The sequence below is a fragment of the Chitinophagaceae bacterium genome (assembly GCA_007695095.1).
In the GTDB taxonomy this organism is placed as follows: domain Bacteria; phylum Bacteroidota; class Bacteroidia; order Chitinophagales; family REEL01; genus REEL01.
In genome coordinates this window covers 1-24,989 of sequence record REEL01000132.1, presented here as the reverse complement: position 1 = coordinate 24,989, position 24,989 = coordinate 1, and the positions used below count along the sequence as shown (strand labels likewise).

Genomic DNA, 24,989 nt, shown 5'->3' with positions numbered 1-24,989 from the left:
AAGTTTACAATGACGTTGTTGAGAGGCCGTAAGCACTCCCTTTTTCTTATAAAAACAATCAACACTAAACAGGGAAATTCATTTTTAACAATAAATGAACGCTAAAAGCTTATTTCTCTAAAATGCTAAAAAGTGAATGCCGGCATAAATCTTAAAGATTCCATGCATATAGTCTCTAATTAAAAGATCATAACCGGCCCCTTCAAGTTGAGTGAACTCATCGCCAAAAACAGAAACAACTAAACTCCTGCTAATTAAATTAGTTTCTACTCCAACATCTAATAAAATTATTTTGGCTAAAGGAAATTTCCTGCCATAAGAAAATTTAATGCCATAATCCCAAATCTGAGGGTACCTGTAAAACCCATAATTAGAGCTTTCAAAGATATCAGCATTGGGTGAGCCTTCCGGAGGATCAATTGTTGTTAATCTGGAGATATAAAACCCTAAACTTGTGTAAGAACCAATAGGAGAAATAGCTCCTCTTAAAGAGGTATTTGCATTGAACGAAAACGAATTCTTTCTATAATTTAAAAAATACCACTGCTCATCATCACTCTGGTTAGAGCCTATGGGTTTAAGTGTACCGGTAAAGCCCGCTCTGCTTCTTTCATATTGCAAACTTAATGACCGTCTTCTGCTAATAGAATATTCTAACTGAAAATTATGAAAGAAATTTACATCAAATCTAACTCGACCTTTTACTTTATTTTTTGACTCATTCAAAAAAATAGGGTTAGCAGCTCCTTTATATGCAATGGAAAAGTTCTTTCCTAAATAGCCGGGGGCGGAAGCCTCCGCATCATTTGCTAAATGCGTCAGAAAGAAAAAAAGAAGAATCCAAGAAATATTTTTCATACGTTTATTTTATTAATTTCTACTCATAAGATAGATGTTGTCATATATTTTAGACTTCAAAAAAACATTTGAGTCACTATAACCAAACTCTGTAACATATAAATGAGCTACATCTCCTGATTTAATATCGAAAACAATATTGAAATACAATGAGCTGATGGAAGGTGAAATTGTTTCTACTAATGCATAAGGTAAAAGCGGAGGAAGTAAACAACCGGAAAGTAATAAAGCTGAGTTAATCTGATGTCTTTCTCTTAATGTTATTAATCCTCTCCAGCTGAAATACTGCGTTCCATAAGTTTCAATCAATCCGTCTATTCTGTCTATATCTGCTGATAGGATTGGGACTTCAGTTGAGTTTGCAATTCTTGCTCCATACCAACTTTTCAAAAAGGCTATATCATTAAATTTATCAACGTCATCTTTGTCTAAGTTTGTAGTTCTCAAATGGTTTACTTCCACATTTAATGAGCGTGCAATTGAATTAACCTCTCTTTCTATAAATGATTCGCGTTGTTCTGCTCCTAAATAATCCATTTGCAAAGACCTTCTTGCGTCAATTCTAAAGTACATAGGGTCTAATTCTACTATTTTCTTAACTCCACTTGACTTATTCTCTACTAAACGGCTCTCATCTTTTTCTCCATCAATAGCTTCTTTTTCAATTTCTTTACTGAGAAGATATGCTCTTTCCAGTTTTAAGAAAAAATCCGGATCTTTACTATAGATGTCTGTAAACGCATATCTGTTGTAAGAATCTTCTCCTTCACTTATCCTCTCACTTCTCAATCTTCTAATTCTTTCATATTTTGACCGGTCTTCTTCCTGCTCCTCTTCCACTTCTGTTTCTTTTTCTTCTTCTGCCTTAATCTCCGGAGCCTCAGTTGAAAATGAACCGGCTGAAATATCATGATATACAAACAAATCTTCCATCAATTCTTCAGAATAAAGCTTAAACAGCTTTTCGTCAGGAAATTTCAAATGGCTTTCATAAATATTCGCCAGAGCAAAAATGTTTATATCTTCATCTCTCATCTGATTGAGCATATAATACATTTGGTGACTTTGCCCCTCTATACGATTGTGTCTCGGCAAGACATCTCTGGCTTTATTTCTGTTGATAAATTTTGAAATCGTATACAAACATTCTGCTTTTATCCGGTTCAAAAACAAATTATCCGGAAATTCATCTTCTAATAAATAAACATTGTATAAGGCTTTCATATAGTCCCCCTGCTTGGTGTAAGCATAGGTCTGCTCAAATCGGGCAATATTTTGAATATAGCGAAAATCCTCCTCGGGAAGTATAAAAGGCTTTCTGGCATTGGTGCCATTTTCCCTTTCCATTCTTTCAATAAGCCTGATAATAAGTGATTTTCTTTGGGCAGTACTTGGGTGTGTAGACTCTGTATCGTCATAAGCCTCTCTGTCAACCCGTATTTCATTTAGTTCGTCAGTTAAAAATGTGTTTGGAATGTTAGAAGCCCCGGAAACAATAAAAGAAGGATCAAAAACTTTTTCGTTAAACGGAAGGTATGAATAGTGTAATACATCGAAAACCTTTTCTGCTTCCCACAAATCATAATCAGTATTTCTTAAAAAATCCAAGCCTATTTCATCAGCTTCCATTTCCATATCTCTGGAAAAAGCATGTATGTCTAATAAATTATTTTGATTGCCCGGGTTCCTCAAGACACCTCTGCCACGATTTACTCCTTCAACTTTTTTGAAACGATTCATGGAGTGTTCTTTTTTATAATGGGTGATTTCATGCCCGATTATAAAGGCAAGCTGAGCTTCATTTTCAACCTGAGCCAGTAAGCCCATACATATTAAAACAAATCCGTCGCCACTGGCAAATGCATTAACAGTCGGATTTTTTACCACATAAACGGTTATCTCCTCCCTTAAATCAGGATTATCTTGTAATACAATATCTGTAACTCTGTTGACATACGAAGTCAGAGTGTCATTGAATAGTAATTGCCCATTTCTGAGCAAGCGATCGACCACAAAACTGGAAGATAATGCAAAACGCGCTTCGGCTCGCCTACTTCTTCTGTCTTCTGCATCAATTTCTTCCAAACGCTGTCGATATCTCTCGGAAGACCTGGTAATCAGATGTTCCGGTATAAAACCTGAACTTTCAATGGGTTGGTAATTTTGGAAAATATTATCTGCTTTCAGACAGTAATATCCCATCAAAAAAAATATAAATAAAACAATGAATTTATTCATGATTTGAAATTAAATTGGAGTTGATGCATCTAAATTAAAAAAAACATAATGCAAAAAACAAATTCTTAATTTTATTTTTTTGACATTTCTTTTAAACGCACATAAATTCCCTTATTTAATTCTGCTACTGTTTCGCCTTGTTCGTCTGTTATTTTACATGGTAATTCGACTATAGTCTTTCCGTCAGCTTCTACTCTTTTTTTCACAGCTGAAATTTCATCCTGACTCATACTAAATACTGCAGTTACCTTTCCCTTACCGGGTTTTTTAAAGTCTATATAGCCGGTTTTATCCCATACTATATAGTTTTCCCCAAGGTTCACCATTAAGATAAACATAAAAAAGGGGTCACACATTGAATAAAGTGATCCGCCAAAATGAGTACCTACCATATTTTTGTTCCACCACCTCAGTTTCATTTGCACAACCAGACGCGTGCAATCATCATTTATTTCTTTTAACCGTATTCCGGCACCAATATAAGGCGGGTAAAAGTTAATCAAGCGAATTAACCTCTTATACCTTTTTACACGTTTGTCCATTTACAATTTTTTAAATTCTTTTTGCGGAATACACCATTGGTTTTGAGGAAGCTTTTTGTGATGTTTTTTTGATTAAAAAAAATAAACCCTTACTATAAAAAATTAAGCACTTGTTTGCTGAATAAACTTTAGGATTTCATCAATAAGTTCACGGTTATTGGATAAACGAGGTACTTTATTTTGGCCGCCCAGCTTGCCTTTGGACTTGAGCCAATCATTAAATGTTCCTTCAGATAAGAAGTGCACTTTGGGCAACAAAAGTGCCATGTCTTTAAATCGTTTTGCTTCGTAATCAGAGTTTACCGTTTGTAAATGTTTATCCAAAATGCGTACAAATTCATCCTTATTTTCCGGGATTTTTTTAAATTCTATTAACCATTCATGGCTTCCGTTACTTCCTTCTGAAAAATATACCGGGGCAACAGTATAATCAGATACATTGCTTGAGGTTTGTTTGCATGTTTTTGCCAGTGCTTCATCGGTATTATCTACCATAACCTCTTCTCCAAAAGCATTTATAAAGTGTTTGGTACGACCGGTAATCTTAATTTTGAAAGGATTCAAATTTGTAAATTTAACGGTATCCCCAATCAGATATCGCCACAATCCACAATTGGAGGATAGCACTAAGGCATAGTTTACATCTTTTTCTACCTGATCGAGTGTATATGCTTTAGGTTTTTCATTCTTCAGTTCGCTCATAGGAACAAACTCATAAAAGATCCCATAGTCCAGCATCAGCAGCAAATCATTTTCATTCGGATCGTTTTGAATAGCGATAAAACCTTCGGAGGCATTATAGGTCTCCATATAATGCATATCTTTTGATGGAATTAACTGCTTAAACTGTTCCCTGTAAGGTGAGAAGCTGACTCCTCCATGGATATAAAGTTCCAGGTTCGGCCAAAGGTCCAGTAGATTGTCAATTTTATGCATTTCAAACAAACGATTGATGAGCACGATTGTCCAGGTCGGGACGCCTACTAAATGCGTTACATTTTGCTTAGAGGTTGTTTCAGCTATGAGCTGTATTTTTTCTTCCCAATCATCCATGAGGGCTATGGAAAGCTCCGGGGTACGTATCAAGGAAGCTAAAAAAGGCATGTTTTGCATCATCACAGCTGAAATATCTCCATATCTTGAGTTTTCATTCAACTGATTTATTTGATTGCTGCCACCCATAATCAGCCCTTTTCCGGTAAATAGTTTTGTGTCTTCATAATTATTGCAATACACAGCTATTAAGTCCTTGCCACCTTTGTAGTGGCAATCATCCAGCCCTTCTTTAGTAATAGGGATAAACTTACTTTTATCGCTTGTCGTTCCGGAAGATTTTGCAAACCAACTGATTTTTGAAGGCCATAAGACGTTTTCCTCCCCTTTCATGGTTCGCTCAATATAAACTTTTATACTTTCATAATCCCTGATGGGAACGGCTTCCTGAAAATCTTTTATGCTTTTTATTTTTTTAAACTTATGCTCCTTTCCGAATTCTGTATTCACCCCTTTTTGAATGAGATATTGGAAAACATCTGTTTGAGTTTCTACAGGATGCCTGGTAAAGCTTTCAATTTGTTCAATCCGATGTTTCACAAACCACGTCAACAAACTATTAAAAAGATGCATAAGTTTTTATTCTGAGTGTTATTAATTATCCCTTCTTTTTTTCTTTAGCTCAAAGTTTTTTCCTAAATAATACGTTCGTACCTGCTCATCAGCTGCCAGCTCTTCGGGCGTTCCGGCTTTTAAAATTTTACCTTCAAACAGGAGGTATGCTCTATCTGTTATAGATAGAGTTTCCTGCACATTATGATCTGTAATTAAAATTCCGATATTTCTAAATTTCAACTTCTCCACTACTTGCTGTATATCTTCTACTGCTATGGGATCAATTCCCGCAAAGGGCTCATCAAGTAAAATAAATTTAGGGTCTACAGCAAGCGCTCTGGCAATTTCTGTTCGTCTGCGTTCGCCTCCTGAAAGCACATCCCCCGGACTTTTGCGCACATGATTTAAACCAAATTCTTCGAGCAGGCTTTCCATTTTATCTCTTTGTTCCTTTTTGCTCAAATTAGTCATTTCAAGTACCGATGTGATGTTGTCTTCAACTGACATTTTTCGAAAAATAGACGCTTCCTGTGGCAAATAACCAACTCCCAGTCGGGCCCGTTTATACATTGGGAGCTTTTTGATATTTTGTCTGTCCAGATATACTTCCCCTTCATCCGGAGTTATGAGCCCCACTATCATGTAAAAACTGGTTGTTTTTCCGGCTCCATTCGGTCCCAGTAAGCCTACAATTTCGCCCTGTTTCACATTGACTGAAACATTATCAACTACTTTTCTGCCTTTATAGCTTTTTGCCAGGTTTTCAGCTCTTAATTCCATACGGCTAAACTGCTTTTTTTAAGATCTTTCAATTCCAGTTGCAGACTTTTCACACCCTGCCATTCGTTTTCTGATAAACAATAGCAAATATCATACATTTCTGTCTCGCCAAGATAACCTGCTTTTTCTGCTAAATTAAAGCCTATAGCCGGAATCGCCGCCGTTTTTTCTGCTTTAAAAGTGATTTTTAAATGGTGGTCGCCAACAATTCGGTAGTTGCCGTATTTATGAAGGGCTTTGCTCACAAAAATTGGCCGCATATTGCCCGGACCAAAAGGAGCAAACTGATTAATGGTTTGTAAAAACTTAGGGTTTATTCTTTGAAAGTCAAGCTCTGCATCAATTTTCACTCTCGGTATCAATTGCTCTTCAGTAATAGTTTCTGCTACAATTCTTTCAAATTCTTCCATAAAGGCTTGCAAATTTTCTTTTTTCAATGATAATCCGGCAGCATAAAAATGCCCCCCAAACTGCTCAAGATTCCCGGAAGCTTTTTTAATCGCATCATGTATATTAAAGCCTTCTATTGAACGGGCAGAAGCAGTTATCATATCGTTTGATTCCGTAAAGACTATTGTTGGCCTGTAGAAGCGCTCAACTAATCTGGATGCTACAATGCCGATAACTCCTTTGTGCCATTCCGGATGAAAAACAAGCGTAGTTTTTTTAGCGGGATATTCAGGGTCATTCAAAATTAACTGCGTTGCTGATTCTGTAATTTGTTTATCTAATTCTTTTCGGTTTGTATTTCTTTTATTCAAAATTTTTGCCTCGTCATTTGCCGTTTCTACATTTTTGGAAAGCAAAGTATAGACTGCATTTTTAGCATCTGCAATCCTGCCTGCTGCATTAATACGAGGACCTATCACAAATACTAAATCCATGATAGTGATTTCTTTTTTTATGCTGCCGGTCTTTAGTATTGCTTCTACGCCCTTTCGCGGACTTTCATTAATTTTTTGCAGTCCATAATAAGCTAAAACTCTGTTCTCGCCTGTAATGGGCACTATGTCGCAACCAATACTTATAGCCAGTAAGTCAAGATAATCACAAGGGTCTGGGAAAGCGGGATTGTTTGTTTTTGCTTTCAGTGCCTGAATGAGTTTAAAGCCAACTCCGCAACCGCTTAATTCTTTATAGGGATAGTTACAATCACTTTGTTTTGGATCCAGAACTGCATGAGCCGGGGGCAATTCCTCTCCGGGCAGGTGATGGTCACAGATTATAAAATCTACGCCCAGCTCTTTTGCATATTTAATTTTTTCAACGGCTTTTATTCCGCAATCTAATGCGATAACTAAATGAAAGCCTTCCCGGGAGGCAAACTCAATTCCGGCGGTAGAAATGCCATAACCTTCTTTATATCGGTTCGGAATATAAAAGTCCAGATTTTGAATAGCGTGGCTTAAAAAGTCGTACATAAGCGTCACGGCTGTGGTACCATCAACATCATAATCTCCGTAAACCAAAACTTTTTGATTTTGAGAAATAGCCTCCAAAATTCTGTCAACAGCTTTGTCCATGTCTTTCATCAGAAAAGGGTTGTGCAAATGACTGAGCTCAGGTCTGAAAAAGTCCTTTGCCGAGTCGAAAGTATATATATCCCGCTGTACCAGTAATGTACAAATCTCCTCACTTACTTTTAACTCATTTTTCAATGAAGCAACCTTCTCCTTGTCTGCCGGAGTTAAAATCCATTTTTTTTCCGGTAATTGCATGGTTCTGTTTTTTGAGCTGTGTAAATTTAATAATATTTACTTGGATGAAGCCTCTGTCAGGGTAAAATTACAATTTTTTTGAGGATAGGTTTGTATTCAGATTGCTGTATTTGCAGGAAATAAACACCGGCGGGCAATTCAGGTAAATACAGCTCTGTGGATCCATCCGGTGAAAGGGCTTTTTGACGAAAGACAGTTTTTCCATTTACATTTTTTAGCAAAATAATAAGCTCATGGGTATTTTCAGCGTTAAAGCTTACTGTTAATGGTGGATTTTTATAAGGATTCGGATAAATCAAAACTTCCGGTGAGGCTTTCTTAGTTTCAATAATGCTGCTTATATTATCTACAAATACGCTATCGGTAAATACACATTCATTATCATCTGTTACCGTGACGACATACATCCCTGACAAAAGCTGAGTAACAGATTGTGTTTGGCTGTTTGCTGCATCATTCCATTGAAATCCATAAGGAGCAACACCTCCGGATGCAATTGCTGTTGCCGTTCCGTTATTATATCCCCCAACGGAAGGGTTTGTTATAAAATTAAGTTCAAGCGGTTCCTGACCCGGAATCTCTGCAAAAAAAGCTTTTTCACAACCGGCAGTATCGCTTGCCCAGACGATATAACTTCCGGCTTCTAAATCATCTCTAAAAAAAGCAACACTACTATCCGGCCACAAAACACTCACATCATTATTACCTGAAGTCAATTCAAACAAAGCAGTTCCGTCAGAACTTCCGGAGCATAGAGTTGCAGTAGTGGCAATCGTTCCATCCATACAATCATTGCAATGTTCATGAATTATTCTCAGCATAGATTTATAGACATTCAGACGACCACCGGAAACCGTTCTTTCGGCTAGGTCCGGAATAATATCAACGCCTTTAATGATAGCATCCTTTACAATAAGCGCCATGCTGTCCGGTTTTTGCAGATAAGCTATAAAAAAGGAATCGCAAGCGGCTGATAAAAGAAGTGGAACAGCTCCGGCTAAATGCGGACTTGCCATAGAAGTGCCGGTTGAACTTCCGTAATTTTCAAATGGCCGGGTAGACAAAATTCCTGTTCCCGGAGCTCCAATATCAATAGTATTTGGCCCATATCCGGCTCCGGCATTCTTTTGATCCATGCGGTTGGTGTTGGTAACGCTAATTAACCAGGGTGAAGGGCAAGCTGTTGGCATATCTCCAAGTTCATCAATATTCGCTTCAAAATTAACCGTTGCTCCGGCATTTAAAATACCTAATTTCCCAAGGCTATCATACATGCTGCACCAAATCGGATAATCTAAGGGATTGCCGCCATCTATTCCAAAAGAGGCATTGGTTGAAACGATAAAAGCGCCGGCAGCACCATTGGTTTCATTATACAGCTTTCTCATCTCATACACATACCCATAGGCAGCAACGACCTGAGCCTCATTTCCTACATTTTGAACAACCACCGGTAATATCTTGGCATTCCAGCTGACACCGGCTACCCCGGTTAAGTTATTGCCAATTGCTCCGGCAATTCCGGCAACATGAGTACCGTGAGAGTTTGGAGGTATATTCCCATTTTCAGAGGCAGCATTCCAGCCGTTATAATCATCTATGTAACCGTTAGAATCAACATCTGTCCCTGTGCCTGGAATTTCATTCATGTTTGTGAAAATATTTAAGTCCGGATGGTTTAAATCCACGCCCCCGTCAATAATAGCAATAACCATAGTGTCTCCGGTAGGTGCAACGCCTCCGCTGCTGATTGACCAGGCTCTGGCAGCATCTATATCTGCCCCGGGAATACCACTTCCCTGTCCCGTATTTTTTAAATTCCACTGAGCATTAAATAATGTATCGTCCGGGATTAACTCTCTTATGTGAACATGGTGATTCCATTGTGCAAAAAGCACCGATTCTTTACGATTAAGCTTTGAGAGTAATTGATTTATATCGGTTTTACTTTCATCAAAGCCCAACAACCAAATAGGCATTGAAGGGACTAACTTTTGCTTTAGCTCCCAATTACTTTCCGGCATTTCTGCACTTAAAGTTTCCAGTAAAGGGTTTATGTTATCTGAGGTCAATTGAAGAATCACTTCTCCCTTATTTCGCCCTGAATTTGCATATAAAATTTCCGTACTCAGAAAAGTTACACTTAGCAAAAGGGTGCAGAAGACAGAAATTCTTTTTTGTAGACTCATTTTTTAAAACTTTTCAGCCATATAAGGATATCTTTCTTCATACAATTTCCGAACTTCATAATAGAGGTCGTTCTTGAGCTTCTTAAGATCTTTTTTGCTTAAAGCAGAAATAAAAAGACACTGATTAGGATTTAGTGTGTCCCATTTTGTTTTTATATTTTCTTTAATCTCGGTTTTTATATCGTCGTTCAGGTATTCATCAAAGTTTTTTTGCTCGTAAAGATCCATTTTGTTAAAAACCATCATTACCGTTTTGTCTTTGATGCCCAAAGAAAGTAAGGTTTCGTTTACGACTTTTATTTGGTCTTCATGAGCCGGATGAGAAATGTCTGCCACATGTATTAAAATATCGGATTCCCCGGCTTCATCCAAAGTGCTTTTAAAACTTTCAATTAAATGATGGGGCAATTTTCTTATAAATCCTACTGTATCAGAAAGTAAAAAGGGCATTCTCTCGATAACAATTTTACGAACAGTCGTGTCCAGTGTCGCAAAAAGTTTATTCTCGGCAAAAACTTCTGATTTACTCAAAGCATTCATTATCGTTGACTTACCGACATTTGTATATCCTACCAAAGCAACTCTTATCATTTGTTCACGTTGCTTTCTGCGTGTGAGGTTTTGTTTATCAATTTTAGAGAGCTTTTCCTTAAGCTTGGCTATTTTATCATTGACCACCCTTCTATCTGTTTCTATTTCCTTTTCACCGGGTCCTCTCAATCCAATACCCCCTTTTTGTCGCTCAAGGTGCGACCACATACCTCTTAGTCTGGGCAATAAATATTGTAACTGAGCCAGTTCAACCTGAGTTTTTGCCTGAGCTGTCCTTGCCCTCAGAGCAAAAATATCTAAAATTAAATGGCTTCTGTCAATGATTTTGCATTTGATTTCTCTTTCTAAATTTCTTAGCTGACTTCCATTTAGGTCGTCGTCAAAAATTAATATGTCTATTTCATTTTTTTCAATGTATGCTTTAATCTCTTCTAATTTCCCCTTGCCTACAAAAGTTCTTTTATCCGGATGTGGAAGTTTTTGTATAAAAGTTTTTTTTGTAACTGCTCCGGCGGTTTCAGCCAAAAAAGCAAGCTCATCTAAATATTCCGTCAATTGCTCTTCTGTTTGATGCTGATGAACCAAACCGACCAAAACTGCTTTTTCCTTTTCTGTATTTTGATTTTCTATCATATATTTTTTTATCTCACTAATACTACTGTACCTTTTTTCTCATAAACATCCCCGTTTTCTTTTACCAAACGGACAACATAGGCATATCCTCCAAGCGGCAAGTCACTTCCTGATGCCGTTCCATCCCAACCTACGTTAATGTTATTGGTTTGAAACAATACTTTTCCCCAACGGTCAAACACTTTAAATTCATAGCTTTGATGCCTGTTAAATGTTATAACAGGAACTAATCTGTTATTAGTTCCACCGGGAACAAATGCATTCGGCATGTAAATTATAGATTCCTGGTCAATACAAAAAATATTTGACCGCGACTCAAGATTTTCGGTAACAGCTATGTCCGCTATATCAAGGGTATACTCCGCTTTAACGACATAACAAAAGGCACCGCTTTCTGTTACATCATCTCCTTCCACCATTTCTGAAAAAGTCCTTTCCCCGGGAGCTGTTGTCCCAATTTGAACCGGCAAGGTGTTTTCCAGGCGGTAAACAACATATTGATTTATAACTGCATTTTCCATCTCAAAAGCATTCCAGTTCAAATTGTTCTGACTGTTGGCAGCCTCACCCTGAAGTCTTATCGTTCGTGCGAAACCGCTATTCAGTGTATTGTCACAATCATCCTGAACAGTTGTGGTATAATAATAACTGCTTTGGGAAGCATTAACCTCCGTATCAGTCAAAGTGCCGATTGGATCTAAAGGGGGAACTACTGTTTCTGTAAAAATCGGACTAAACCCGGTAGATTGGTCACTTCGGTTAACCGATATTGAATTAATATCTGCCTGTCCATCTTGATACCACTCAATCAGAACTTCATTATTTTCATTTACTGTTACATTTCTCATGTGTTGATAAGCAACCGGTCTGACTAGATCCAGATTTAAACAAACTTTATTAGAAGCTGAAATAAATCCATTCTGTGTATTTTCTGCCTCCACAAATACGCAAACCGAATCCCCTTCCACTAAACTCAGAGGAAGCGCAAACTCAGTGTTCGTAAGAGTTCCTCCTACATCATAATCAATATCATCAGAAGAATAGAGAACCCTATATTCTAAAAAAGTACTGTCCCAACCTTCATAGGGCGTCCAGTTAAGTGCAACATTCGTTTCACAAGTTTGAAAACCGGCCTCTAAATAAACAGTAGAGTGAAAACTGGGGTTGAATAATGACGTTTGGTTACATCCCAAGGTTGCTACTGTATAAGAAACTGACCCGCTATTCGGATCTGCTGTTGTGTCTATGAAATTATTATTAAACCTGCCGTCAACCGTATCGATTATATTGGCAAAACCTCCTCCTACATAGTAGTACACAATATAACCTTCCGTTTGAGTAGAGGGACTTACATCCCAGAAAAACTCAATTCCATCTTCTGTAACAGTTACATATTCTATTTCCGGGGTAATCAACTCCTCTTCCTGAATTGTATCTGACTGCAAAGAAACAAAGCCCGGACAGTCCCTCAGGGTTTCCATATAATAAAACCAGGTTAAAATAGTAGCATTGGCGTTCAGGTGCACATATTCTTCCTGTAAAGGATCAAAAATAGTGTCAATTACCAGATAGGGGCCGTTAATATTTGTTGCACCATATAAAACATACGCTTCAAAAGGGCCACAGTTGTCGGTTGGCAATTCCCAACTGATTGTTACATCTCCGGTGTTTTCATCTGTGGATACGCAAAGAATTTCGGGAGCCATTATGGTTTGTGCCGATAGTTGTTTTACTCCACCAATAAAACAAAAAACTACAGTAAAAAGCAGTAGAAGTCCTGCATTATAAAATTTCATAAAAAATTGTTGATACATATTAAAATTATAAATTTGTTTAGGCGCCGCTTATTACCGTGAAAAAACTATTTTTATCCAGATATTTCAGTGCCAGTTGCTGAATGTCCTCCGGTTCAATCTTTTTAATACGGTTAAAGTAACGATACAAAAAATCTTCGTCTAATCCAAACGTTTTAAACTGTCTTAACATTTCATATTGTCGCAATTTTCCGTCAAGCATAGACAATAAATTGCCTGATAAATATTGTTTAAGATTCCTTAGTTCTTCATTTGAGACCAATTCATGTTTCAATCTTTCCATCTCAAAAAAGACCTCCCCGATTGCTTTTTCACCACTACCTTTTTTTAATTCTGCCTGTATAACTAAACAACCGGAATGTTTATAATTTTGAATCTGTGCATAAATACCATAAGTAAGACCTTTTTTCTCTCTCAGGTTCATCATCAATCTTGAACCGAAATAGCCTCCCAACAAAGCAATCATAATGGAGTAATCAATATACTCCGGATCGCTTCTGAGAGGAGATCTATTCCCCATTGCCAGCGAAACCTGTTCTGCATCTTTAACAGGAATAAATATTTCTTTGTTTAAAGCAGGTTGTATGGGATGCATAAAGTTCTGTTTTTCGCCCTCTCCACTTTTAACGGATTGAATCAATTTTTCTATTTCGCCGAAATATTGTTCGTTAAAATTACCGACCCCCATTATCTGAAGATTTTCCCTGGTATAATTACTTTCAAAAAAGTCCAGCAAATCTTTTCTTTCTAAAGCATCTATAAATGCGGCCTCAGTATAAAAGCCATAGGGGTGTTCCGAGCCAAAAACGGAAGCAAAAAAATGTTTTTGAGCCAGATATTCCGTTTTTTTATTGTTCAACTTGAGTTGCTGTAGCCTATGTTTCTTATGTATATCCAATTCTGTTTGAGGGAAAGTGCTTTCTTTAAACAACTGACTTAAAATTCCGAGTAATTCCGGTAAATTTTCACTTAAACATCTGAGGGTTATCCAGGCATGGTCTTCCATGCAATTAAAAATGAGCTTTCCTCCACTGCAATCAATCGCTTCTGCAATTTGAGCGGATTTTTGACTAATGGTTCCTGATTTTGCTAATCTGGCACAGGTGGTTGCTATCAGTTTTTTATGCTCAAACCAACTTCCTGCATTTAGTTTTAAGGATAGCTTAACCGTTGGGTTATTTGTATCGTTTATATAACTGAAAACCGTATTTTCTGCTAAAACTTTTTCCTGTACTTCCTCATGAAATATCTTTTCAACTTCCTTTATTTGGGGCGCACTTCTTCTAAAATCTGTTTGCATTCCTAGTTTTTTGCTTTATAAAAAATCGTAGAGCTGTTTCTTTTATCAAAAACTTTTTCGGCCGTAGTTTTTATGTCTTGTGGCTTTATCTCTTTATAAATCTCCATTTCGCGGTTAATTCTCTCTGCGCTGTCGAGCATTTCAAAATAGGCTAACTGAAACGTTTTTTCAAACATGTTTTGATTATTAAAAGCCAGCTGGGTTCTTTTTTGATTATCTGCTTTTTTCACTTCTTTTTCACCGGGCCCGGCTGTTGCAATTTCTTCCAGCTCTTTGTTAATTTTCGCATCAGCCTCTTTAAAACTAATCCCATCGCTTAATCTGGCTTCAATAATTATTTGCCCGGGATCATTGGTTCCTGTTACGTATGCATCTATATGGCTAAAAATATTTTCTTGCTTAACTAAGCGCTCATGTAATCTGGCAGATTGCCCCTGAGATAATATATCAGTCAAAATATCACCGAAATAATACTCTTCTGAAAGCCTTTTATCCATATGAAAAGATTTAATTATCATATCTGCCGGAACTTCTCTTTCAACTTCCAAAAAACGGGCATTTTCCTGAACTGGCTCTGCCGGCAAATTCACTACGGGGCTTTCACTAGTATTTTTCAGGCTCCCAAACCACTTTTCTGCCATACGGATAACTTTATCAGTAATAAGTGGTGAAGAAATAGAAAGTATGGCATTTTGTGGCTGATAGAACTTATTGTAAAAGCTTTTCAGATCATTGACCGTAGCTTCTTCTATATGTTCTACACTAAGTCCGATAGTCGGCCATCTGTAAGGATGCTTTTTATATGCCAATTCACTGATAAGATGCCAAATATCTCCATAAGGTTGATTAATATAGCCTTCCTTAAACTCCTCAATAACGACTTGCTTTTGAACCAACACGCTTTCCTCTTTAAAACCTGCAAAGCGCATTCTGTCAGACTCTAACCAAAAGGCAGTTTCTATATTATCCGCCGGAAGATTTATGTAGTAATTTGTATAGTCACTCGTGGTAAAGGCATTATTATTTCCTCCGGCTTTTTGAACTATATAATCAAAGTCGTCGATATTTTCTGAACCACAAAACATTATATGTTCCAGTAAATGAGCATAACCGGTCTTTTGGGGATTTTCATGAGCTGAGCCTGCTTTATACAAAACATTCACTAAGGCCAGCGGTGAAGTCCTGTTTTCATGTATGATTAAAGTAAGTCCATTTTGTAGCCGGGTAGTTGTATATTTTATCATATTAATTTTAAAAAATTGTTTTTTTCTTGATTTGCTTGAAATAAAAGCCCTTAAATAAACGAGTTTTAAATCAGGTTCTCTTATTAAAAATTATGATTAACGTAAACATAGTTTTATTTTTATAACTTTGAGAATTCCTAAAAGGGCAAATTTACAATAATCCCGATTGGTCTTTTTATTTTAAAAAAATTATTAGCTTTTTATAATCATATTTTAAACCTATAAACCAAAAAAATGCAAGAAAATAATAACATCGTGCCGGTAGTTGACTTAAGTGAATACACAAACGGAACTCCTGAACAAAAAGCGGCTTTTGTAAAAAAGCTGGGAAATGCTTACGAAGATGTTGGCTTTGTCTCTGTTATAAATCATGGAATTGACAAAGCCCTCATTGATTCTTTTTATGATAAAGTGCAAAAGTTTTTTGCCCTGCCTACAGAAATTAAAAAGAAATACGAAGTTCCCGGACTTTCAGGCCAGAGAGGATATACCTCTTTTGGAAAAGAACATGCTAAGCATAGCAATGTAGCTGATTTAAAAGAATTCTGGCAGTTTGGACAGGAAATAGAAGGCGATGATGAAATTGGAAAAGATTATCCGTCGAACGTAGAGGTTGAAGAAATGCCTGATTTTAACAAAACCGGTATTACCCTTTATAAAAACTTTGAAAATGCCGGGAATAAGCTTTTGACTGCTATAGCTGAATACCTCAACCTGGAGGCTGATTATTTTGACGATAAAATATTCAATGGCAACAGCATTTTAAGAGCTATTCACTATCCACCAATAACTTCTGAGCCTGAATCGGCTATACGTGCAGAGCAACATGAAGATATAAACTTAATCACACTCTTGGTGGGTGCTTCTGCTGAAGGCTTGCAGCTATTAAATAAAAAAGGGGAATGGCAGGATGTTGTGGCTAAGCCGGGAGCGATTATCGTAAATGTGGGTGATATGTTGCAACGCCTTACCAATAATAAACTACGTTCAACTACTCACAGGGTAGTAAATCCTCCAAGAGAAAAGTGGCATACATCCAGATTTTCTATTCCATTCTTCTTGCATCCACGTTCTGAAATGCGCTTAGATTGCTTAGATAATTGTATAGATGCTTCCAATCCGAAAGCCTATGATCCAATTTCAGCAGGAGAATATCTGGACCAAAGACTAATTGAAATAGGACTTAAAAAATAAGTCTCTTATAGAACAGAACCCCAATACATGAGAAAACGTAATGCTGTTTTCCTCAGGGATGTTTTTATTCTTTCTCTGACTGCTTTTGGAGGCCCTCAGGGTCATTTGGCCATGATGCTTGAAAGGTTAGTTGAAAAAAGGAATTATCTTACTGAAAAAGAATTAGTGGAGCTGACTGCCCTTTGCCAATTGCTTCCGGGACCCACTTCTACTCAAACGATTACAGCAATTGGAATGAAAAGAGGAGGTCCGGGAATAGCATTGCTGACTTTGTTTTTTTGGTTTTTGCCGGCGGTTACTTTTATGACCTTAGTTTCCTTTTTTATAACCTATATTAAAGCAAACCAGTGGTCTTTGGACTTTCTGCAGTTTATATATCCGGTAGCGGTAGGTTTTGTTTCTTACGCAGCTTTTAAGATTACCAGCAAGGTTGTCAAAACGCAAATGGCCTGGTTTATAACTGCCATTTCAGTAATAGCAGCCCTTTTACTAAGCTCTCCATGGGTGTTTCCGGCAAGCTTAATCGTTGGAGGGGTCCTTACCAATATGACGAATAAGGAAAAAGGACAAAATAAGGAAACCCGATTACCGATTAAACCCAACTGGAATTATCTGAAAATTTTTGCCGGTATTTTTATACTTACCGGTGTAATAGCTCTTTTTACAAATTATAAACCGGTTGTTTTATTTGAAAACTTTTATCGTTTTGGCAGTTTGATTTTTGGGGGCGGACAGGTTTTAATACCGATGATGCTCGAGCAATTTGTGAATCACCGCGAGTATATGTCTGCCGAGGAGTTTATGACCGGCTACGGAATTACACAGGCTATGCCGGGTCCGGTTTTTTCCTTTGCTGCATTTGCCGGAGGTTTAGCGATGAATGACGGTAGTTGGAGCTGGCAATTATTGGGCTCTGTAATTGGAACTGTAGGTATATTTTTACCCGGAACTTTATTGATTTTCTTTACTTATCCACTTTGGAATTACCTGAAAACATTTACCGTAGTTGTGCGCTCGCTGGAAGGAATAAATGCAGCTGCTTCCGGATTGGTGATTTCTGCTGCCGTTCTGCTGTTTTTTGAATTGGAAACAAATTTTCTAAATGTTCTCCTAATTGCTCTTTCCTTTGTATTGCTGCAATTCACCCGCTTACCCGCACCTTTATTAATTGTGATGGCTTTGATAGGCGGGTTGATTTTGGAGTGGGGATTTTAGTTTTTTTACTTTTTACCGTCTTTTTCTCACAATTACAGAACCGGCATTCCCACCAAAACCTGCAGCATTAATCATTATACTTTCGATTGGCTTTGAAAGAATTTTATCATTGGTTAAATAAGATGGAAAAGAAGGTATAAAAACTTTTTGCAACATTAGAATTGCTAATTCCAAACTTATGGCTGCTGACGCTCCCAATAAATGACCGGTTTTCCATTTTGACGGTATCAAAAGTGGTTTTTCATTGCCAAAAATATGCTCTATTGCATTCATTTCAGCTCTATCGCCTTTAATGGTACCGGGAGCATGCAATAAAATGGCATCAGGTTTTTCTCCCTTTGGTAGTTTTTCCATCGCCATAAGCATGCTTTTTTTAAATGCCGTTCCACTATCCTGAATACCACTAAAATTCGGAGGCTCCTCGGAGGCGTAACCGACCGATAAAAGTTCCACAGGAGAACCTTCTACTTCAGATGGCTTTCTGTAAGTTAGTTTGAATAAAAAAGCCCCTTCTCCAAGTACCATAGTGTTTTCCAAAAACTCAAGCGGCCTGCAGGGATAAGGATTATTCAGTTGCTTAGAATAAATTTTCAGGGCATCCATTTGTGCCAGTGTAAAAGGAGTTAAGGGAGCCTCTGAGGCGCCGGCGATATAAACATCTGCCATTTCTGACTTCAGCCATGCCACTCCATTCGCTAATGATTGCATAGCTGTACTGCAAGTTACAGAATGACTAAAGATGAAAGCCTCTTTATCAAAAACTTTACGCACAAAGCCCGATATATTTCCCAAGGTTGTAAGTGGAGAAGTATAAGGCGGTAAAGAGTTTTTATCCTTGATGAATTGCCTGTATAACTTCTCAAAAACAGCCGTTGCCCCTCTGGATGAACCTATATTAATACACAGCTTGTCGGAAGTATGGCAGGATGCTTTTAGTTTTTCTGCTGCGTACATTGCCAAAACAGCTGTCCGATCGATGTTTTTAAGCGTCTTGTCACTATCTATATAGGCTGATATTGCTTTTTCAACTTCATCATTTAATGGTGCTACAGCATAGGTTTTGTCCGGAAAATTTTTGGAAATAATGCCGGTTTTATCTGTTAACCAATTCAGGTAAACACTTTCTTTGTCTTTGCCAAGGCAGGAAACGGATGAATAATCCTCTATAAATATCCCCTTCTCTTCATTCATACTTTTGCACTTATTATGCTGCAAAAATACAGTTTGCAAAGCTGAATTCAACCATTGAGAAAAGATAAATACTGTGAAGGCTTAAATTTCACCTTGTTTTTAATGCCCGGACTTAAGAAATTGAACGTCCGAAAATCACAGGAAATACAAATACAGGATTAACTAATTTTTAAAAAAATTTTAACTTTAGCATCATTAATCTTATGTTCACAAACAATTTATTTATCTAAATAGAAACTCATGGAATTTAAACGCCTTTTTGACGCTATTTATCACCAAAAAGAAAATTATCCACAGGATGATGCTTTAGTTTCTAAAATCGATGGAAAATGGGTGAAGCTCACTTCTGCTGATATAATCGACAAGGTAAATGAATTGAGTGTCGGCTTGTTAAAATACGGCATCCAAAAAGGCGATAAGATAGCTATGATTTCAAATAATCGCCCGGAATGGAATATTGTAGATTTAGCTATGCTGCAAATAGGTGCCGTGAATGTCCCTGTTTATCCGACAATTACGGAGTCTGACTATAAATTTATCTTTAATGATTCGGAAGTGAAAATGATTTTTGTTTCTGACGAAGACCTTTTTCAAAAAGCTGAAAACATAAAAAACGACATCCCCTCATTGAAAGGGATTTTTACTTTTGATAAAATTGAAGGTGCTGATCACTGGTCAAAACTATCAGAAATGGGCAAGAATGTTGACCTTTCAGAAGTAGAAAACATAAAATCAACTATAGCCTCTGAAGATTTGGCAACAATTATTTATACCTCCGGAACTACCGGTCTTCCAAAGGGGGTAATGCTTTCACATTACAATATAGTTAGCAATATAGAGTCAACCGGAAAATGTTTGCCGATAGAGTCTGCACACAGAGCACTCAGCTTTTTACCTTTATGTCACATTTTTGAAAGAATGGTTTTATACACCTATATCTACAAAGGTGTTTCCGTATATTATGCTGAAAATCTTGAAACGATAGCAGACAATTTAAAAGAAGTTAAGCCTCATTTTTTTACCAGTGTACCAAGACTTTTAGAAAAAGTTTACGACAAAATTGTTGCCAAGGGCAATGAATTGACAGGCATTAAAAAGAAACTTTTTTTCTGGGCACTTGAATTGGGTCTTGAGTTTGATGAAAAAGGAAACAACAGCAATATGTATAATTTCCAGTTAAATATTGCCCGAAAACTCATTTTTAGCAAATGGAAAGAAGCTTTGGGAGGGGAGATTATTGGAATTTGCAGTGGTGCAGCAGCGCTTCAGCCGAGGCTTGCCAGAGTTTTTAATGCTGCCGGCATACATGTTAGGGAGGGTTACGGACAAACGGAATCTTCTCCGGTAATCACTTTTAACCGTTTTGAAGAAGGAGATTATAATTTATCTACCGTGGGCGTTCCTATACCGGGAGTAGAAGTAAAAATCGACGAAGAAACCGGTGAAATTCTTGCCAGAGGACCTAATTTGATGATGGGCTATTACAAACGCCCTGACCTGACTGCGGAAACCATAGATAAAGATGGATGGTTGCACACAGGGGACAAAGGAGAGTGGATTGACGGAAAGTTTTTAAAAATAACGGACAGAATTAAAGAGTTGTTTAAAACTTCGGGAGGCAAATACGTTGCCCCTCAGGTGGTAGAAAATAAATTCAAAGAATCTATTTATATAGAGCAGATTATCGTTATCGGAGAAAATAAAAACTTTGTATCAGCCTTGATAGTACCCTCTTTCATAAATCTATCAAACTGGTGTATGAAAAATGGAGTCAATGCCAAATCACATAAAGAAATGGTAGAGCATGCAGATGTGATTTCTCTTTTTCAAACGGAAGTAGACCGCTTCAACCCTGAATTTGGGCGAGTCGAGCAAATTAAAAAGTTTGTTTTAATGCCGGAGGAATGGTCTGTTGAAGGCGGGGAACTCACGCCCACCATGAAGGTAAAACGAAAGGTGATTATGGAAAAATATGCCGATACAGTAGAAAATATTTACAAAAACCCTAATTAACAAAACTTTATATGAGACCTTTTGCAAAACTAAAGGCTTTTACTTTATAATCTTTTTCGCTTTGTGCACGTTGTTAGTTTCATAAAATAACGTTAATAAGTTTTTAAAAAATCAGCATGCAATTTTTATATCCTGCATTCCTTTGGGCTCTTTTGTTATTAGCAATACCCATTATCATACATTTGTTTAATTTTCGCAGATATAAAACGATATATTTTTCAAATACCCGTTTTTTAAAAGAAATAAAAGAAGATAAAGCTGCCCGCTCAAAAGTGAAGCATTTATTGGTTTTGTTTTCCAGATTAATGGCTGTTGCCTTTTTGGTTTTTGCCTTTGCCCAGCCTTTTTTACCGGAAGATGATACGGAAATCACTACCGGCTCAAATCACATCAGCATATATGTAGATAACTCTTTTAGCATGCAGGTAGAAGGAGTTGACAGACCACTATTTCAGGAAGCGGTTGCCGGTGCTGAGCAAATTGCTTTGGAATCCGGTCCTAATGACCGCTTTCAATTACTGACGAATGATTTTGAAGGGCGTCATCAGCGATTTGTAAGCAGAGATGAATTTTTAGAGTTGCTGGAAGAGGTTGAAATAACGCCTGTAAGCCGAACCTTGGGGCAGGTGTTAAACAGACAAGCAGATGCTTTTTCTGTTAGTGGTGCAGAAAGTTATAAAAGATTTATTCTATCAGATTTTCAGCGAAGTTTTGTGGAGGAAGTCTCAGACACTTCTCACAGGGTATATTTGATTCCCATTAAAAGTGAACAGGCTGCAAATATATTAATAGATACGGTATGGATGAATACTCCGGTAGTAAGGCCGGGAGAGGCAGCTGAAGTAATCGTAAGAATCAGACGCTATGGAGAAGGAGATAGCGGAAATAACCGACTAACGCTGTCTGTAAATGATGAAACAAAAGCGATTAGTGACTTTAGGATTGAAGGAAGCGGAACCCTGACAGATACTGTCTTCTTTACGGTGGAAGAAGCCGGCTGGCACAAAGCACGCTTATCGATTAATGACTATCCAATCGATTTTGACGATCATTATTACTTTAGCTTCAATGTAAAAGACCGAAGCAATGTACTGCTAATTTATGAAAACAACCCCGGTCGTTTTTTATCTCCTCTCTTTACTGCTGAGACTTATTTTCAGCTGGATAACCGTGGTGTCAGGCAACTCGATTATTCAACTATACAACAATATGATTTCATAGTGCTGGAACATTTAAACAGTGTTCCGACAGGTTTGTCCAATGCGCTGGAAACCTTTGTTAATGAAGGTGGGAATGTATTTTTATTTCCGGCCCGGGAAATTGACTTATCTGCTTACAATCAGTTTTTAAGACGTTTAGAGGCACGGCCTTTTCAGTCGATTTCTGAAAGTCGCAGAAATGTGAATGTTTTAAATACAGAAAGTGATATTTTCAGGCAGGTTTTTGAAAGTGTACCGGAGAATATCTCACTTCCAACGGCTCATAAGCACTACACTATTGGCCGGGCAGCGACAAACGAGATACCGGTTCTCGAATTTAGAAGAGGGGAGCCTTTCGTAAGTCAGTTCAGAAAAGGACTGGGGAATTTGTATGTATCGGCAGTACCTCTGCATCAGGAGTGGACTGATTTTCAGCAGCATGCAATTATAGTTCCGTTAATGATAAACGCAGCCCTTGGCAGCACAAACAGATATCCGACTTCTTACGTGATTGGAAAATCTAAAACAATAGATTTAGACGTTGGCTTAACGGATACTGAAAGGGCAATTCGTTTAAGTGGCAATGATTATGAAATAATTCCGGGTCAAATGCCTGCGGCTTCAAGAATACGCTTATATCTGGAAGAAGATCTCCCGGAAGCCGGATTTTATTCGTTGGATATCCCTGAGCAAAGTGAAAGTCCTGTTCTGGCATTTAACTACGACAGAAGTGAATCCGAAATGTCATTTGTCGATGCTGCAACGCTTAGAAATTATCTTCCGCAAACAAATTTTGAAATTCTTGAGGTTACTAAATTCGCTGAAATTCAAAAGGCGATGGTAAGCCTTAACTTTGGTAGTGATTTTTGGAAATGGTGTATTGCTATTGCTCTGCTTTTTCTTGCTTTTGAAATTTTACTATTACGCCTTTGGAAAAAGTAGAGAGGGGGGAGGAAAGAAGACCCAAGGGAAAGTAGGCAGCGGCAGTAGGCAGTAGGCAAGTGAAAGACCCAAGTCTCAAGGGAAGAAGTTGAAAGTAGAAAGTTTATAAAGTCTGAAAGGAATAAGGTAGCTGTTTATGTAAAAATTATGATGGAAAATATTCTTTGCAAGTCCCAAGAAGACCAAGACCCAAGAGACCAAATTCCAAGGAGTAAAAATTGATAATGGATAATGTGGGTAAAACTCTCTCCGGCTGGCATTCAATGTTCAAAGCCTATTTTCTTAAGTTATATTTTAATATTTTCAAGTCCGCTGACTTCGACTCCGCTCAGCCACCTGTCTACCCATTAATTAACAGGTTCAATGGAAATACGGAGATGCTACCTATCGTCAGCATGACAGGCAGGGGGAGGTTTTCTCCTATCCAAAATCACATTAAAGCCTAATGTCCGTGTCCATGCCCATGCCCGTGATCATGCAAATGGTGTTCAAAGCGATAGTCATGTATGTCATCGCAATGATAAATATGTTGATGTTGTTTTTGAGGCTGTCTGACTCTTTCCCCATTCGCTTTTGCTTCTAACATTCTTTTTGATAATCGATGCCTTTCATCTTCAATACTTTCTAATATATCCGGTAATCTTTCTCTATCATAAAGGAGTCTTCCGTCTACAAATGTTTTTTCAGCAACAGCATAAATAGACAAAGGATGATCAGACCATATAACAATATCTGCATCTTTCCCGGCTTTCAAACTGCCGGTTTGATTATCAACCTGAAGCAAGATTGCGGGGTTTAGTGTCACCATTTTTAATGCATCTTCTTCAGAAGCTCCACCATATTTCACTGTTTTTGCAGCTTCCTGATTTAACCTTCTTCCCATTTCTGCATCATCTGAGTTTATGGCAGTTATCACCCCCACTTCATTCATAATGGCCGCATTGTGAGCGATTGCATCAATAACTTCAAATTTAAATGACCACCAGTCTGCAAAACTGGAACCGCCGGCTCCATGCTCTTTCATTTTATCTGCTACTTTATACCCCTCTAAAATATGGGTAAAGATTCTAACTCTAAAGCCCAAATCCTCCGCAGCTTTCATTAGCATATTAATTTCAGATTGTACATAAGAGTGGCAGGATATAAATCGTTCTTCATTTAAAATTTCACTTAATGCTTCCAGCTCAAGGCTTCTTCTCGGAGGAGTTGTATTTGCTCTTTGTCTTCTGTTGAGGCTGTTAAAGTTGCTCCACTCCTCCTGATATTCTTTAGCTCTGGTGAAGGCATCATAATATACCTGCTCAACGCCCATTCTGGTTTGTGGAAATCTAATGGTATTTCTTTCTCCCCAGTTTGATTGTTTTACATTTTCTCCCAAAGCAAATTTAATATAGCCGGGTGCATTTTCTACTTTCATTTCTTCAGGTGTTGAGCCCCAGCGCATTTTTATCAATTGAGCTTGCCCGCCGATTGCATTTGCAGAACCGTGTAAAAGCTGAGCCATCGTAACTCCTCCTCCCAATTGGCGAAAGATATTTATATCCTCAGAATTTATTACATCTCCAATTCTTACTTCCGCAGTGCTCGACTGTGTCCATTCATTAACTCCGCGACTTATCGCAATGTGTGAATGTTCGTCTATTAATCCGGGTGTTACATGCTTTCCGCTTCCATTTATTGTAATGGCATTTGAAGGCGCTGAAATATTTTGACCAACGGAAACAATTTTCCCGTTTCGAATCAGTATATCTGCATTTTC

The 24,989-nt window shown here is 37.7% G+C and carries 17 protein-coding genes; 4 read left to right on the top strand and 13 right to left on the bottom strand.

The annotated features are described in order from the left end of the window. Nucleotides 1-117: 117 nt before the first annotated feature. The 11 genes from EA412_10655 to EA412_10605 all read right to left on the bottom strand — a co-directional run bounded on the left by EA412_10655 (nt 118) and on the right by EA412_10605 (nt 15,476). Entirely contained in the window at nt 118-858 is a 741-nt protein-coding gene (locus EA412_10655; GenBank protein ID TVR77607.1) for a hypothetical protein, read from the bottom strand. 12 nt (nt 859-870) lie between these two features. Next, on the bottom strand, nt 871-3,096 hold the full coding sequence (locus tag EA412_10650) for a hypothetical protein (GenBank protein TVR77606.1): 2,226 nt from the start codon (nt 3,094-3,096) through the stop codon (nt 871-873). A 71-nt stretch (nt 3,097-3,167) separates the two neighbouring features. Beyond that, complete coding sequence (locus EA412_10645; protein TVR77605.1) at nt 3,168-3,638, bottom strand: DUF4442 domain-containing protein; 471 nt, start codon at nt 3,636-3,638, stop codon at nt 3,168-3,170. Nucleotides 3,639-3,740: 102 nt separating this feature from the next. After that, entirely contained in the window at nt 3,741-5,264 is a 1,524-nt protein-coding gene (locus EA412_10640) for a hypothetical protein (GenBank protein ID TVR77604.1), read from the bottom strand. Nucleotides 5,265-5,285: 21 nt separating this feature from the next. Beyond that, entirely contained in the window at nt 5,286-6,026 is a 741-nt protein-coding gene (gene lptB, locus EA412_10635) for an LPS export ABC transporter ATP-binding protein (GenBank protein TVR77603.1), read from the bottom strand. Further along, a complete protein-coding gene (gene recJ, locus EA412_10630; GenBank protein ID TVR77602.1) occupies nt 6,017-7,744 on the bottom strand; it encodes a single-stranded-DNA-specific exonuclease RecJ in 1,728 nt (575 codons plus the stop codon). Before recJ ends, lptB begins: the two co-directional genes overlap by 10 nt. Nucleotides 7,745-7,800: 56 nt before the next feature. Then, nucleotides 7,801-9,933, bottom strand: a complete 2,133-nt coding sequence (locus EA412_10625; GenBank protein ID TVR77601.1) for a T9SS C-terminal target domain-containing protein — start codon at nt 9,931-9,933, stop codon at nt 7,801-7,803. 3 nt (nt 9,934-9,936) lie between these two features. Continuing rightward, entirely contained in the window at nt 9,937-11,118 is a 1,182-nt protein-coding gene (gene hflX / locus EA412_10620) for a GTPase HflX (GenBank protein ID TVR77600.1), read from the bottom strand. Between the two features lie 8 nt (nt 11,119-11,126). Continuing rightward, a complete protein-coding gene (locus EA412_10615; protein ID TVR77599.1) occupies nt 11,127-12,932 on the bottom strand; it encodes a hypothetical protein in 1,806 nt (601 codons plus the stop codon). Between the two features lie 19 nt (nt 12,933-12,951). Further along, the gene (locus EA412_10610; GenBank protein TVR77598.1) at nt 12,952-14,232 is read right to left on the bottom strand and encodes an insulinase family protein; all 1,281 of its coding nucleotides are present in this window, start codon (nt 14,230-14,232) and stop codon (nt 12,952-12,954) included. A 2-nt stretch (nt 14,233-14,234) separates the two neighbouring features. Next, nucleotides 14,235-15,476: an insulinase family protein gene (locus tag EA412_10605; protein TVR77597.1), complete on the bottom strand. Its 1,242-nt coding sequence runs from the start codon at nt 15,474-15,476 to the stop codon at nt 14,235-14,237. Between the two features lie 234 nt (nt 15,477-15,710). On the opposite strand from EA412_10605, the gene EA412_10600 reads away from it, so the two are divergent. Both EA412_10600 and chrA read left to right on the top strand, forming a co-directional pair. After that, complete coding sequence (locus tag EA412_10600; GenBank protein ID TVR77596.1) at nt 15,711-16,670, top strand: isopenicillin N synthase family oxygenase; 960 nt, start codon at nt 15,711-15,713, stop codon at nt 16,668-16,670. Nucleotides 16,671-16,697: 27 nt separating this feature from the next. Further along, entirely contained in the window at nt 16,698-17,885 is a 1,188-nt protein-coding gene (gene chrA, locus EA412_10595; protein TVR77595.1) for a chromate efflux transporter, read from the top strand. A 12-nt stretch (nt 17,886-17,897) separates the two neighbouring features. Here chrA and EA412_10590 read toward each other — a convergent pair whose 3' ends face one another. Then, nucleotides 17,898-19,076 carry a beta-ketoacyl synthase gene (locus EA412_10590; protein TVR77594.1) on the bottom strand — a complete coding sequence of 393 codons (1,179 nt, stop codon included), beginning with the start codon at nt 19,074-19,076 and terminating at the stop codon, nt 17,898-17,900. Nucleotides 19,077-19,316: 240 nt separating this feature from the next. On the opposite strand from EA412_10590, the gene EA412_10585 reads away from it, so the two are divergent. Both EA412_10585 and EA412_10580 read left to right on the top strand, forming a co-directional pair. Beyond that, nucleotides 19,317-21,089, top strand: coding sequence for a long-chain fatty acid--CoA ligase (locus tag EA412_10585; GenBank protein TVR77593.1), 1,773 nt, complete (start codon nt 19,317-19,319; stop codon nt 21,087-21,089). A gap of 116 nt (nt 21,090-21,205) precedes the next feature. Further along, nucleotides 21,206-23,230: a hypothetical protein gene (locus EA412_10580; protein ID TVR77592.1), complete on the top strand. Its 2,025-nt coding sequence runs from the start codon at nt 21,206-21,208 to the stop codon at nt 23,228-23,230. Nucleotides 23,231-23,672: 442 nt separating this feature from the next. Here the strand turns inward: EA412_10580 and EA412_10575 are convergent. Further along, nucleotides 23,673-24,989: amidohydrolase (locus tag EA412_10575; protein ID TVR77591.1), on the bottom strand; the 1,317-nt coding region annotated here is incomplete at its 5' end.

What these genes read in the sequence shown, in the direction of transcription:
- hflX (TVR77600.1), bottom strand. Translation starts at nt 11,118, where the DNA reads ATGATAGAAAATCAAAATACAGAAAAGGAAAAAGCAGTTTTGGTCGGT.
- EA412_10615 (TVR77599.1), bottom strand. Translation starts at nt 12,932, where the DNA reads ATGTATCAACAATTTTTTATGAAATTTTATAATGCAGGACTTCTACTG.
- recJ (TVR77602.1), bottom strand. Translation starts at nt 7,744, where the DNA reads ATGCAATTACCGGAAAAAAAATGGATTTTAACTCCGGCAGACAAGGAG.
- EA412_10655 (TVR77607.1), bottom strand. Translation starts at nt 858, where the DNA reads ATGAAAAATATTTCTTGGATTCTTCTTTTTTTCTTTCTGACGCATTTA.
- EA412_10585 (TVR77593.1), top strand. Translation starts at nt 19,317, where the DNA reads ATGGAATTTAAACGCCTTTTTGACGCTATTTATCACCAAAAAGAAAAT.
- EA412_10580 (TVR77592.1), top strand. Translation starts at nt 21,206, where the DNA reads ATGCAATTTTTATATCCTGCATTCCTTTGGGCTCTTTTGTTATTAGCA.
- EA412_10600 (TVR77596.1), top strand. Translation starts at nt 15,711, where the DNA reads ATGCAAGAAAATAATAACATCGTGCCGGTAGTTGACTTAAGTGAATAC.
- EA412_10640 (TVR77604.1), bottom strand. Translation starts at nt 5,264, where the DNA reads ATGCATCTTTTTAATAGTTTGTTGACGTGGTTTGTGAAACATCGGATT.
- chrA (TVR77595.1), top strand. Translation starts at nt 16,698, where the DNA reads ATGAGAAAACGTAATGCTGTTTTCCTCAGGGATGTTTTTATTCTTTCT.
- lptB (TVR77603.1), bottom strand. Translation starts at nt 6,026, where the DNA reads ATGGAATTAAGAGCTGAAAACCTGGCAAAAAGCTATAAAGGCAGAAAA.
- EA412_10625 (TVR77601.1), bottom strand. Translation starts at nt 9,933, where the DNA reads ATGAGTCTACAAAAAAGAATTTCTGTCTTCTGCACCCTTTTGCTAAGT.
- EA412_10610 (TVR77598.1), bottom strand. Translation starts at nt 14,232, where the DNA reads ATGCAAACAGATTTTAGAAGAAGTGCGCCCCAAATAAAGGAAGTTGAA.
- EA412_10590 (TVR77594.1), bottom strand. Translation starts at nt 19,076, where the DNA reads ATGAATGAAGAGAAGGGGATATTTATAGAGGATTATTCATCCGTTTCC.
- EA412_10645 (TVR77605.1), bottom strand. Translation starts at nt 3,638, where the DNA reads ATGGACAAACGTGTAAAAAGGTATAAGAGGTTAATTCGCTTGATTAAC.
- EA412_10605 (TVR77597.1), bottom strand. Translation starts at nt 15,476, where the DNA reads ATGATAAAATATACAACTACCCGGCTACAAAATGGACTTACTTTAATC.
- EA412_10650 (TVR77606.1), bottom strand. Translation starts at nt 3,096, where the DNA reads ATGAATAAATTCATTGTTTTATTTATATTTTTTTTGATGGGATATTAC.